The organism is Stenotrophomonas sp. GW821-FHT02D01, from assembly GCF_059421765.1.
In genome coordinates this window covers 220267-232906 of the sequence record NZ_JBWKVP010000002.1, presented here as the reverse complement: position 1 = coordinate 232906, position 12640 = coordinate 220267, and the positions used below count along the sequence as shown (strand labels likewise).

The 12640-nt window shown below is 66.2% G+C and carries 12 protein-coding genes; 5 read left to right on the top strand and 7 right to left on the bottom strand.

Going from position 1 to position 12640, the window contains the following annotated elements:
• Positions 1-103: 103 nt before the first annotated feature.
• The gene (locus tag AC07UW_RS05960) at positions 104-1150 is read right to left on the bottom strand and encodes a rod shape-determining protein (protein WP_025877255.1); all 1047 of its coding nucleotides are present in this window, start codon (positions 1148-1150) and stop codon (positions 104-106) included.
• Positions 1151-1432: 282 nt separating this feature from the next.
• Between AC07UW_RS05960 and AC07UW_RS05955 the strand changes: the two genes are divergently transcribed.
• Entirely contained in the window at positions 1433-2371 is a 939-nt protein-coding gene (locus AC07UW_RS05955; protein ID WP_059065157.1) for a carbohydrate kinase family protein, read from the top strand.
• A gap of 184 nt (positions 2372-2555) precedes the next feature.
• Here the strand turns inward: AC07UW_RS05955 and AC07UW_RS05950 are convergent, their stop codons facing one another.
• The 5 genes from AC07UW_RS05950 to ubiE form a co-directional block, all read right to left on the bottom strand.
• A complete protein-coding gene (locus AC07UW_RS05950; protein ID WP_495211625.1) occupies positions 2556-4529 on the bottom strand; it encodes an LTA synthase family protein in 1974 nt (657 codons plus the stop codon).
• A 309-nt stretch (positions 4530-4838) separates the two neighbouring features.
• Positions 4839-5468 carry an HAD family hydrolase gene (locus AC07UW_RS05945; protein WP_343245234.1) on the bottom strand — a complete coding sequence of 210 codons (630 nt, stop codon included), beginning with the start codon at positions 5466-5468 and terminating at the stop codon, positions 4839-4841.
• Positions 5456-6187, bottom strand: coding sequence for a hypothetical protein (locus AC07UW_RS05940; RefSeq protein WP_495211624.1), 732 nt, complete (start codon positions 6185-6187; stop codon positions 5456-5458). Before AC07UW_RS05940 ends, AC07UW_RS05945 begins: the two co-directional genes overlap by 13 nt.
• A 126-nt stretch (positions 6188-6313) precedes the next feature.
• Positions 6314-8242, bottom strand: coding sequence for a M1 family metallopeptidase (locus tag AC07UW_RS05935; RefSeq protein ID WP_223496609.1), 1929 nt, complete (start codon positions 8240-8242; stop codon positions 6314-6316).
• 234 nt (positions 8243-8476) lie between these two features.
• Positions 8477-9238, bottom strand: a complete 762-nt coding sequence (ubiE, locus tag AC07UW_RS05930; protein WP_025877269.1) for a bifunctional demethylmenaquinone methyltransferase/2-methoxy-6-polyprenyl-1,4-benzoquinol methylase UbiE — start codon at positions 9236-9238, stop codon at positions 8477-8479.
• A gap of 80 nt (positions 9239-9318) precedes the next feature.
• Between ubiE and AC07UW_RS05925 the strand changes: the two genes are divergently transcribed.
• From AC07UW_RS05925 to AC07UW_RS05910, 4 genes are all read left to right on the top strand, one after another.
• On the top strand, positions 9319-9771 hold the full coding sequence (locus AC07UW_RS05925) for a nucleoside deaminase (RefSeq protein WP_005411083.1): 453 nt from the start codon (positions 9319-9321) through the stop codon (positions 9769-9771).
• A gap of 200 nt (positions 9772-9971) precedes the next feature.
• The gene (locus AC07UW_RS05920; protein WP_025877271.1) at positions 9972-10232 is read left to right on the top strand and encodes a hypothetical protein; all 261 of its coding nucleotides are present in this window, start codon (positions 9972-9974) and stop codon (positions 10230-10232) included.
• Positions 10233-10306: 74 nt separating this feature from the next.
• On the top strand, positions 10307-10633 hold the full coding sequence (locus AC07UW_RS05915) for a hypothetical protein (protein WP_025877273.1): 327 nt from the start codon (positions 10307-10309) through the stop codon (positions 10631-10633).
• A gap of 74 nt (positions 10634-10707) precedes the next feature.
• Complete coding sequence (locus tag AC07UW_RS05910; RefSeq protein WP_025877275.1) at positions 10708-11130, top strand: low affinity iron permease family protein; 423 nt, start codon at positions 10708-10710, stop codon at positions 11128-11130.
• 103 nt (positions 11131-11233) lie between these two features.
• Here AC07UW_RS05910 and smeF read toward each other — a convergent pair whose 3' ends face one another.
• Positions 11234-12634 (bottom strand): multidrug efflux RND transporter outer membrane subunit SmeF, encoded by a 1401-nt coding sequence (smeF, locus tag AC07UW_RS05905; RefSeq protein ID WP_495211623.1) that lies wholly within the window; start codon positions 12632-12634, stop codon positions 11234-11236.
• Positions 12635-12640 lie beyond the last annotated feature (6 nt).

The following is a 12640-nucleotide window of genomic DNA, read 5'->3' as shown; positions in this document are numbered from 1 at the left end:
AGAAGGCGGAAGGGAAACACGCGGGCGCCCCGCCGGTGCCGACCTGCCGATGTGGCGGGCCGCACCCCGGAGGGGCGCTGCGGGCGCAGGCAGCCGGGACGGCTTATTCCGGCGCAAAGAACTCGTTGCCGTGCATGTCGACCAGTTCCAGCGCACGACCGCCACCGCGGGCCACGCAGGTCAGCGGGTCGTCAGCCACCTGCACGTGCAGACCGGTCTCCTCGGAAATCAGGCGGTCCATGTCGCGCAGCAGGGCGCCACCACCGGTCAGCACGATGCCGCGCTCGGCGACGTCGGCGCACAGTTCCGGCGGGGTCTGTTCCAGTGCCAGCTTGACCGCACTGACAATGCCCGACAGCGGCTCGTGCAGCGCTTCAAGCACTTCGTTGGAGCTGATCTTGATCATCTTCGGCACGCCCTCGGCGAGGTTGCGGCCGGAGATTTCCATCTCGATCGCCTCCGCCTGCGGGTAGGCACAGCCCAGCTCGACCTTGATGCGCTCGGCGGTGGCTTCACCGATCAGCATGCCGTGGTTGCGGCGCACGTAGTTGGTGATCGATTCGTCGAAGCGGTCGCCGCCGATGCGCACCGAGGCGGAATAGACGATGCCGTTGAGCGAGATCACCGCCACTTCAGTGGTGCCGCCGCCGATATCGATGACCATCGAGCCACGGGCCTCGGTGACCGGCATGCCGGCACCGATCGCGGCCGCCATCGGCTCTTCGATCAGGAACACGTCACGGGCACCGGCCTCCTCGGCCGATTCCTTGATGGCGCGGCGCTCGACCTGGGTCGAGCCGGCCGGCACGCAGACCAGCACGCGCGGGCTCGGGCGCAGGAAGCGCGACTTGTGCACCTTCTTGATGAAGTGCTTGAGCATCGCCTCGGTGTAGGTGAAGTCGGCGATGACGCCATCCTTCATCGGGCGGATGGTGGTGATGTGGCCCGGGGTACGGCCGAGCATCTGCTTGGCCTCGGCGCCAACGGCTGCCACCGACCGGGTACCACCAATGGCGCGATCCTGGCGCACCGCGACCACGGACGGCTCGTTCAGCACGATTCCCTGCCCACGCACATAGATGAGGGTGTTGGCCGTGCCCAGGTCGATGGACAGGTCATTGGAGAACATGCCGCGCAGTTTCTTGAACATCTGGGAGTTGATCCTGAGGGGTGTCGCGCCCAACGCGGGATGGCGAAAAAATGGGCAGAAATCGAGGTCGACAAGCCTAGCAACCTGCCTGCCGCCGAGCAAGGAGAAAACTAGCTGAACCCGCGCCTTCACAGGCTTTCGGCCTGATCGGGCATCACCCGGTTCTGGCCCTGAGCGGCACCAGCGGGTAACCTTTGCGCCGTCGGGCGCCCAAGGGCGCCGTTTGCTTGCCTGCCGAAGTGGGCCGGCCCACCCCAAAATTCACCGCATAGGCTTACATCGATGTCCGCTCTGATCTGTGGTTCTCTTGCCTTCGACACCATCATGGTGTTCCCGGACCAGTTCAAGAATCACATCCTGCCGGACAAGGTGCACATCCTGAACGTGTCGTTCCTGGTGCCGCGCATGCGCCGCGAATTCGGCGGCTGCGCCGGCAACATCGCCTACAACCTGCACCTGCTGGGTGGCGATCCGATCCCGATGGGCACGGTGGGTTCGGACTTCGGCCCGTACCGCGAGCACTTCGATGCCCTGGGCATCGACCTCACCCGCGTGCGCGTGATCGATGAGCTGTTCACCCCGCAGGCGTTCATCACCACCGACCACGACAACAACCAGATCACCGCCTTCCACCCGGGCGCGATGATGCGTTCCTACGAAAACCACGTGCGCGACGTGCCGGGCGTCAGCCTGGGCCTGGTCGGCCCGGACGGCCGCGAAGGCATGATCCAGAACGCGCTGGAATTCCACGAAGACGGCGTGCCGTTCATCTTCGACCCGGGCCAGGCCATGCCGCTGTTCAACGGCCCGGAACTGCGCGAGTTCATCGAGCAGGCCGATTACGTGGTGGTCAACGACTATGAGTCGAACCTGCTGCAGGAACGCACCGGCTGGAACGAAAAAGAGATCGTCAGCCGGGTCAAGGCCTACATCACCACCCGCGGCCCGAAGGGCGCAGTGATCCACACCCCGGAAAAGAGCTACGACATCCCGCCGGCGCACGAGCGTCGCGTGGTCGACCCGACTGGCTGTGGCGACGCGTTCCGCGCCGGCCTGATCTACGGCATCCAGAAGGGCTTCGACTGGCTGACCATCGGCCGCATGGGCAACCTGATGGGCGCGCTGAAGGTCGAGCACCCGGGCACCCAGAACCAGCGCTTCACCTTCGATGAGTTCAACGAGCAGTTCAAGCAGCAGTTCGGTTACGCGTTGAACGCGTAAACGAACTGCCCGCGCATTTCTCCTTATCCCCGCGCCTTCGGCGCGCCCCCTTGAACAACAAGGGGGCTGTCCACCCGAGGCGCTATCGGGAATGCTTCTGGCGGGAATGCCTCTGGTAGGTGTCGACCTTGGTCGACACTGCCGGCCAGCGGCCGGCACCGCATCGCCGCCCCGCCCTTCCGGCTCAGGGCTTGGCCTTCTCCGGCAAGCGGTACAGCTCTTTTTCGTAGGCCAACGTGCCCCACATCGCGTAGGCATGTGCGCGCCGTGCCAGTTCCGGCCGCAGCGGCTGCGGCTGCAGCTGGTCGCTGGCCGGGTCGTAGCGGAAGCCCTGCGCGGGCTTGTCCGGCTGCAGGATGGCCACATCGTTGCCCTCCATCCACGCCAGATTGCGGTCGTACTGCATCAGCGCGCGTCCGGGCTGCAGCCGCTGCAGGTCGGTCAGGTCCTGTCCAACCGTGGGGGTGGCATCGGCAATGCCCAGCAGCGACAGCAGCGTGGGCGGCAGATCGATCTGGCTGACGATGCGGGTATCGCGGCGCGCCTCGATGCCACCGCCTAGGATCAACCCGGGAATATGGAAGTTGCCGATCGGCACCATGTTCTTGCCGAACACCCGCGAATCATGGTCGGCCACCACCAGGAACACGGTGTCCTCCCAGTACGGTGAGGCCATCGCCTTGCGGAAGAACTCGCCCAGCGCGTAGTCCGCGTACTTGGCGGCGTTGTCGCGGGTCTGCTTCGGTTGCTCGTACAGGTCGATTCGGCCGTCCGGGAACTCGAAGGGATCGTGGTTGCTGGAGGTGAACACCAGGCCGAAGAACGGCGTGCCCTGCGCTTTCAGCTGCCGGAACTGCTGGTCGGCGCGAGCGAACAGATCCTCGTCCGACGCGCCCCAGGAGCCGACGAAGGCCGGCTTGCGGTAATCCTTGCGGTCCACGATGCGGTTGAAGCCGTTGGCGAGGAAGAACTCGCGCATGTTGTCGAAGTGGCTTTCGCCACCGTAGTAGAAGCCGGTGTCGTAGCCATGCCGCCCCAGCACATCGGCCAAAGTGAAAAAGCGCTGGCGGCTGGCGGGCAGCTTGACCACCGATTCGGCCGGGGTCGGCGGGAACCCGGTCAGTACCGCCTCGATGCCGCGGACCGAACGTGTGCCGGTGGCATACAGCCGCTCGAACGCCCAACCCTGTGTGCTCAGGCGGTCGTAGTTGGGTGACAACGGGCGTCCGCCCAGACTGCCGATGAACTGCGCGCCCAGGCTTTCTTCCAGCACGATCACCAGATTGCGCGGCTTGCCCTGATACTGCGGCGGACGCAGCGCCAGGCTCGGCAATGCGTCGGAGACGTACGCCGATACCGGCAGGCCGCTGCTGGCGCGCAGTTCGCTGACCACCTCGGCAAGCGGCAGGTCACCGTAGACGCGAGAGGTTTCGCTGCGGGTCGCCAGTTGCCGCGCGGCATAACCGACGGTGTACAGCGAATTCAGCGGCAAGGCGTTGATGGTCGGGTCGGTGGAGAACGCCACCAGCGCCGGATTCAAGGGACGATGACCCAGGCTTGAACGCACGCCCAGCGCAGCCAGCAGCAGCACCAGCAACGCCAAGGGCAGCCGCCACAGCCATCCGGCTTCGACTGCGCCTCGCGGGCTGTTGCCAACCCAGCGCCGCGACCCGCGAAGCAATGCCCAGAACAGCACGATCACTGCGGCAACTTCGATCACCACGGCCAGCAGATGACCGCGCAGCAGCGTCATCCCGACTTCTTCGGGATAGATCAGATATTCCAGGAACAGGCGATTGGGGCGCAGGCCGTACTCGGCCATGAAGCTCGGCGTGGCCAGTTCCATGAACACCAGCAGCACGCTCGCCAGGATCAGCCACCACCGCAGCAGGTGCCGCCAGGCGCGGCCAAGCCGCCCGTCCACCGGCAGCAGCAGCGCCAACACCGCCGGGATGCCGTACAGCAGGCACAGGGTCGACACATCCACCCGCAGCCCCTGCAGGAACACCGTGGCCCAGCCGTCAGCAGCACTGACCCGCGCGGCGTGCCACAGCGCCAACCCCAGTCGCGACAACGACAGGGCTACCAGGCCAAACAGGAAGAAGGCGGCAATCGGACACAGACGCCGGTACAGCGACACCCACACAGCTCGGAGCATGAAAGGAATCCAGAAATGGAGCAAAGGACACCCATGCCCCATCCTTGGCAGCGGGCCACACCGGACAACGTGTTACCCGACACAACCACCAGCGCAGCGAAACTCCCGCCGGTACCTTCAACGCTCACCGCGGCTTCGATCAGACCGCGGCAGTGAGCGGCGATGGTTCCCCAACCGCCTCCGCTTCAGCCCCCGCCGGGCATTCGAAGAACGCCCAGCCGGCCCCGCACAATACACTGTGATGACAGTCGAGAGTTGGCCGCCGGCGCGGCCCTCAGGTTCCCGCCACCGCGCGTACAGCGGGCCGCGCTAGCCTCGCCAGCGCCCCAGTACCGCCGCGCAATCGGCCAGATGCCAACAGGCCATGCCCGGCCACGGGTTGTCCGGAGCGTTGACCAGCAGCGTGCGGCTGCCCGCCGCGCGGCCGCATTCGAGATCGAAGCGGTAATCGCCCACCATCACCACCTGCGCGGGCTCAACCTGCCAGCGCTGCTGGAAGTACTGCAGCCCGGCCGGTGAGGGTTTCGGCTCGGCCTCGTCGCGGCCGATGATGTCGTCTTCGGCAAAGACGTCGCCCAGCCCGATCGCCTGCAGGGTGACCTGCGCCAGGCTGCGCACGTTGCGGGTCAGGATGCCCAGCCGGCAGCCGGCGCCTTGCAGCGCGCGTACCAGCGCCACCGCTCCCGTTGCCGGCTGGGAAGCAGCGGCCAGCGCACGCTCGTGCGCCAGCAGCCAAGCGTGCTTGGCGCTGGCCTCTGCGGCCGGCAACCCGGCCAGGTGGGTGAGGATGTCATCCTCCTGCGGAATCGCCAGTTCGCGCTTGATCCGCGCGAAATCATGCACCGCCACGGTCAGCGTGCCATCCATGTCGAACACCCAGTGGCGGATCGCCGACAGCGACGACGCAGCCGCCGGTTCCTGCACGGTCAATGCCACCACGCCGGCATGCGGCTGGCATCCACGCCACCGGTCTCGAACACGGCCGTGCGCGTGCCACCGGCCTTGACCGGGAACTCGATGCTGATCGACTTGCCTTTGGCTGCCAGCTTCCACAACGCCTTCTGGTCGGTGATGAACATGGCGATCGCCTCGTCGGTCTTCGGCCGCCAGGCCGCCATGGAGATCGGCTTGCCACCGTCCACCGTGACCTTCACCGTGCACTGCGGGCAGCGGAAATCGCCGGCCTGCAGCACCAGGTAGGCATGACGCTTCCATTCGGGATGGTCGCGGAACACCAGCTGCACCGGCTTGGCGCCGCTGCCATCCACATCCACCCGCTCCTTGCTGAAGATCTGCGCCGACACCTGGTTGCCCTTGCTGCCGACCGGAATCTGGTTGTACTGCCACAGCGCCTGCATGCGGCGCAGATCGCGCGCGGCATCGCCCTTGGCCTTGACCTCGTCGAAGCCGGCGGCGATGCGCTCGGCGGCGGCCGTGTCCTTGTACTGGTCCAGCAGCGAGGCACCGTGCAGGCGCGCGCGCTCCCAGTCCTGCGCGGCCACCGCCATGTCGTACTGCTTGACCACGTCCTCGGCCTTGGCTTCCTTCTGCGCCTGCACGGCGGCCGCAGCGGCCTCCTGCGCCTTGCGTTCTTCCTCGGGATTGCTGCAGGCGGCCAGGGCCAGGGTGCAGGCGGTGAGCAGGATCAGTCGTTTCATGGCGGAGTCCTTTACGGGTGCATCCCGATTCTATCGGCAGCGAAAAGCGGATACAGCAACGGCGGGTTTCCCCGCCGTTGCTGGTAAAGCAGTATCAGGTTGCCGGCCAGCGGCCGGCACTACCGTTTACTTGGCTTCAGCCTTGGCCAGCATGTCCTGCACCGAGGCGGTGGTGATCGGGTGGTAGCCCGGCTTGGCCTTCTCGAAGGCCTGCTTGGCCAGCTCCAGACCCTTCGGGGTCTTCACCAGTTCGGCGTAGATCGGCATGATCAGCTTGCGACGGCCGACACGCTCGATGAACGCAGCGGCCGCTTCATTGGCCTGCTCGTAGCCGCTGCGGATGGTCAGCGGGTACCAGCGCATGGCGATCTCGCCATTCGGGGTGCCGGTGAAGTGGAACGCCTTGTCCAGCGTGGCCAGCTTGTCCAGCGGCTGGGTGGCGCCCAGGCCGTCGATGAAGCGGACCCATTCCTGGGTGCTCCACTCGGCTATCACCTGGCTGCTCGGCACGGTGCCGGCGCTGGCGAAGGCGATGCGCGCGGTATCGACGCTGCTGAAATTGCGCGACTGCGCCTTGGCTGCGAACGCCGGAATGCCCGGCTCGTCCAGCCACGCCTTCAGTTCGGCCTCGGTCACCGCCGACGGATTCTTCGGCAGCAGGTTCTTCTTCAGGTACTCGACGAACTGGTCGGTGTTGGCGCTCTGGAAGGCGTGGTCATCGAACCAGCCGCGCAGGAACGGGTCGAAGGTTTCGCGGCCGAAACGCTGTTCCAGGAATTCCAGGAACCACGAACCCTTGACGTAGGCCACCTGGCTCAGGGCTTCGTCCGGGTCACGCTCGTTCAGCGGCGGCAGCGCCAGCGCCTGGTCGGCCGGGCTCATGTCCTTCACTTCGGCCAGCAGATCGGTCTGGTCGATCTGCTTTTCCATCTCGGCCATCTCCTTGCCGTACAGGGCCTCGGTAATGCGGCCCTGGACGTAGGTGGTGAAGCCTTCATTGAGCCAGATGTCCTTCCAGCTGGCATTGGTCACCAGGTTGCCCGACCAGCTGTGCGCCAGTTCATGGGCGACCAGCGAGACCAGCGACTTGTCGCCGACGATCACGGTCGGCGTGGCGAAGGTCAGGCGCGGGTTTTCCATGCCACCGAACGGGAACGACGGCGGCAGCACCAGCATGTCGTAGCGGCCCCAGCGGTATTCGCCGTACAGCTTCTCGGCGGCACCGATCATCTTCTCGGTGTCTTCGAATTCCTTGGCGGCCTTGTTGACCATGGTCGGCTCGGCCCAGACGCCGGAGCGGCCGGAGATCGGCTCGAACACCAGGTCGCCGGCGGCGATGGCCAGCAGGTAGGACGGAATCGGCTGCGGCATCTTGAAGGTGTAGTCACCGTCACGCGCGGCCTTGGGATCGTTGTCGGCGCTCATCAGCACCATCACATCCGGGCGCGAGACCACGTGCGCGCTGTAGGTGAAGCGCACGCTGGGGGTGTCCTGCAGCGGTACCCAGGAACGGGCGTGGATCGCCTGCGACTGGCTGAACATGAAGGGCAGCTTCTTGCCCTCGGTCATCGACGGCGCCAGCCACTGCAGGCCCGAAGCAGTCGGTGCGGTGTGGTAGGTCACTTCGACCTTGGCCGGCTGTTGCGGGGTTTCGATGGTCAGCTTGCTGCCGAACACCTTGTCGGCCGGGGCCAGCACGAACTGCAGCGGGCTGCGCGCGCCGTCAGCGGCGATCGCTTCGACCTTGGCGATGCTCAGCTCGCGGGTGTCCAGCACCAGCTGCTTGGCGTCCTTCTGCTTCCATTCCAGGGTGTAGGTGGCGGTGCCGCCGATCTGCTTCTGGTCGAAGTCCAGCTTCAGGTCCAGCGCGATGTCCTTGACGACGACCTTGTCCGGCTCGGCGTACGAGCTTTCATCGTGGCTGCGGTTTTCGGCGTTCACGGGGGCGGCGGGAGCCTTCTGGGCAGTCGGGGTGGCGGCGGGTGCGGCCGCCTCCTGGGAGCAGCCGGCGGCCAGGGCCACGGCCAGCGGAAGGAGCATCAGCGGATTGCGCATGAATCGGGACCGTTACGGGGAACAAACCCCAATGGTACCTCTCCCCCGACCGGGAAGCGTTGCGCGGTGCGGGGTAATGGCCGGCCCCGCGATGGCCCGGCAGGTGCCAACCTTGGTTGGCACGGACCTGTCAGCGCTCGCGGACGGGCGTGTGCCAACCAAGGTTGGCACCTACCAGGACCGTGCCGGGACGTTGCGTGGTAGCGCCGGGCCATGCCCGGCGACCGTCAAGGCTTACAGCTTGTAGCCGGAGTGGATCGAGACGATGCCGCCGGTCAGGTTCTTGTAGTGGCAGCGCTCGAAGCCGGCCTGCCCCATCATCGCCTTCAGTTCTTCCTGCGGCGGATGCTTGCGGATGCTCTCGGCCAGGTACTGGTAGCTGTCCGAATCGTTGGCGAACAGCTTGCCCAGCTTCGGCAGGATCTTGAACGAGTGGAAGTCGTAGATCGGCTTGAACCAGTCCGCGGTGACTTCGGAGAACTCCAGCACACGGGCCTGGCCGCCCACCTTCAGCACGCGGAACATCTCGCGCAGGCCGGCGTCCTTGTCGGTCACGTTGCGCAGACCAAAGGCGATGGTCACCAGGTCGAAGCTGTTGTCCGGGAACGGCAGGGCTTCGGCATTGCATTGCACGTAGTCCAGGCCGAGCACCAGCCCGCGGTTGGTCAGGCGGTCACGGCCGACCGACAGCATGCCGGCGTTGATGTCGCCCAGCACCACCGAACCCTCGGCGCCGACCCGCTCCTTCAGCAGCGCGGCGATATCGCCGGTGCCACCGGCCAGGTCGAGCACGCGGTCGCCCGGCTTCACCTGCGCGGTGGCGACGTAGTAGCGCTTCCATGCCCGGTGCACGCCCATGCTCATCAGGTCGTTCATCAGGTCGTAGTTGCGCGCGACCGACGTGAACACCTGGCCGACCAGCTTCTGCTTGTCCTTGGCGTCAACGTCGCGGAACCCGAAATGGGTGGTACCGGATTTGTAGGGGGATTCGCTCATGCCCCCGATTATCGCACCGCCGGGCCCCTGCGGGGAACGCTGGCCGTATCATGGCGCCCCACGACCTACCGGAGCCCCGCATGATCACCACGCCCGACTACCAGGCCCTGCTGCAGACCGCCATTGCCGAAGCCCGCCAGGGCCTGGCCGAAGGCGGTGTGCCGATCGGCGCGGCGCTGTACCACAACGACGGCCGCCTGCTCGGCTGCGGCCACAACCGCCGCGTGCAGGAAGGCGACCCGTCCGTACATGGCGAGACCGACGCCTTCCGCAAGGCCGGCCGCCAGCGCCGCTACCAGGACACCATCATGGTCACGACCCTGGCTCCCTGCTGGTACTGCTCGGGCCTGGTGCGGCAGTTCAACATCGGCACGGTGGTGGTCGGCGAATCGCGTACGTTCCAGGGCGGCATCGACTGGCTGCGCGAAAACGGCGTCAACGTGATCGACCTGGACAGCCAGGAATGCGTGGACCTGCTGGGCGGTTTCATTGCGCAACATCCGGAAATCTGGAACGAAGACATCGGCGAATGAGCATCCGCCACTGCTGATGAGTCCGCCTTGATGAACGCTTCAGTGCCGGCACAGCCTTGTGCCGGCAGCGTCTTCCCGCTTCAACGTGAACTGCTGCGCAGTCAGCTGCGTGCAGTCAACACGCGCCACTAACATCCTGCTGCGCAGCCACGTCTAGGGTGGAACGCAACCGGGCCCCCTGCCCCGGGTTGGAGCCGATCATGCAAGCGCATGCCGTACGTCCTCGCAGTGACCCGGCCCTGGCCGCGATCTGGAGCCGACTGCAGCAGCAATACGCACTGCACCAGCGCAGTGCCCCGTTCTGGAGCGCCTACCAGGACATGCAGCAGGATCTGCTGCACGACCATCCCCGCGACCTGGTGCGCCTGTGCAATGCGATGGCCGCCATGGCCGAACGCCTGGGTGCGGTTGAACACGCACAGCTGCTGCGCCATCGCCACGCTGGCTGCACATCACGCTGACGCGGCATGCACCGCCGCCCGGGCCACACTGTAATGGGCCCCCACTCCCTTCACCTCCAACCGATTGGATCGTCATGCACGCTGAAGTTCCCGCCATTCCCCCTGTCATCAATGTCGATGCGGAGCTGGATTACTGGCGCCGCCAGCACGCCGATGGCGCACTCGCGCACACCTCGTTCGGCACCTATGTACCGTGGATCAAGTTCGCCTGTGATTCGCTGATCACCCAACCACGCGCCAGCAATGCCCAGCGCGATGAGCTGTTCCAGACCCAGTACGCCCTGCAGATCATGCCGCGCCTGAGTGAAGCGCAGGCCCGCGAATTCGTCGAACGCTGCTGGCAGCACGTCTACCTGGCCAGCCCGGTACGCAGCCAGGAAGCACCGCGCCTGCGCGCCTGAGCCACGCGTTCGACTGCACGGCACCTGCACGGCCATGTGTCGATGATCGTCGCCATTCCCGTGGAACGATGACGATGAGCGCAAGGAACCTGTTCAATACGATCGCCAAGAAGGCCGCGGCCGCCACCGGCTCGCCGTGGACCTTCCTGGCCGCAGTATCGATCGTCGTGCTGTGGGGCATCAGTGGCCCGATATTCAAGTTCAACGACACCTGGCAGCTGGTGATCAACACCGGCACCACCATCATCACCTTCCTGATGGTGTTCCTGATCCAGCACACGCAGAACTCGGACACCGCGGCGATGCAGATCAAGCTGGACGAGCTGATCCGCGCCACCGCCGAGGCCAACAACGAGCTGCTGGACCTGGAAGAGCTGGACGAAGAGCGTCTGGAAGAGATCCGCGCCGAGTACGAAAGGATGGCGCGCGAAGCCGGCGATGCATTGACGCGGGTACGCGCCTGCCGCACCGAGCGGCGCGACGACGAAGCGGTGTAGCCCTGCTCATTGACCGGTAGCGCCGGCCGCTGGCCGGCAACTGCACGATCCCTGTTGATCCCGTGCGTTGACGGCCAGCGGCCGGCACTACCGGTCTGCGCGCTTACCCGCGCTCGTGCCAGCCGCCGCCCAGCACCTTGTACAGCGTGATGCGATTGGACTGCTGCGCCAGCTGTGTCTGCAGCTGACTCTGCTGCGCGTTGTAGGCGGTACGACGTGCATCCAGCAGGGTGACGAAGCTGTCCAGGCCAGCGTCATAGCGCGCCTGCGACAAGCGGTTGGCCTGCTCGGCCGCTTCCACCAGGCGCTGCTGCGAGGCTGCCTGCTCATCCAGGCTGACATTCAACGCCAGCGCATCGGCGGTTTCGCGGAAACCGCTCTGGATCGATTTTTCGTACTGCGCCAGCGCGATATCGCGGTCGGCGTTGGCCACCGCCAGGTTCGCGCGCAGCTTGCCGCCCTGGAAGATCGGCAAGGTGATCTTCGGCAGGAAGCTCCACATCCGCGTACCGCTGTCGAACAGGCCGGACAATTCACCCGAGCCACTGCCGATGCTGCCGGTCAGCGAGATGCTGGGGAAGAACGCAGCGCGCGCGGCACCGATGTTGGCATTGGCCGCCAGCAACTGATGTTCCGCCGCCATGATGTCCGGGCGCTGCAGCAGCACGTCGCTGGGCAGGCCGGCCGGCGGCGGCGCCAGCGCAAGCACCTGCGGCGCGATGCTGTCCGGCAGCAACGCCGGATCCAACTGGCCACCGGCCAGCAGCGCCAGCGCATTGCGGTCCTGCGCCAGCTGCCCACGCAGGCGTGCGGCATCGGTGCGCGCGGTTTCGACCAAGGTGCGGGTCTGGGTCAGTTCCAGCGCCGAACTGCCACCGCGCTCATGGCGTGCTTCGGCCAGGCGCAGCGAATCCTCATAGGTTTTCACCGTTGCCTCGGCGATCGCCAGACGCTGCTGGTCGGCGCCGTAGGTCAACCAGGCGGTGGCGGTCTCGGCCACCAGGCTCAGCTGCGCGTTGCGGCGGTTGGCGGCTACAGCGAAGTACTGCTGCAGCGCGGCTTCGCTCAGGTTGCGCACGCGGCCGAACAGGTCCAGTTCGAACTCGGCCACGCCGAGGCCCGCGCTGAACTGCTCGGTGACCGGCACGTCGCCACCGCGGCGGTCCATCTGCCCGGTCACGGCCACGCCCGGTACGCGGTCTGCGCGCTGCACGCGATACTGGCCACGCGCCTTTTCGACGTTGAGCACGGCCACGCGCAGGTCGCGGTTGTTGTCCAGCGCCTGGCCGATCACCTGCTGCAGGCGCTCGTCGGTGAAGAAGTCGCGCCAGCCGACCGCGGCTGCATCGGCCACTTCGCCCTGCGCGGCTTCAGCCGGCCACTGCGACGGAATGGCCGGGGCCACTGCGGTGTTCTTCGGCGCCAGGGTGCCGCAGCCGGCAAGCGCCAGTGCCGCAGCGATGGAGAGGAACAGAGATGCACTTTTCATTGGAATGACTTCCATCGGTAC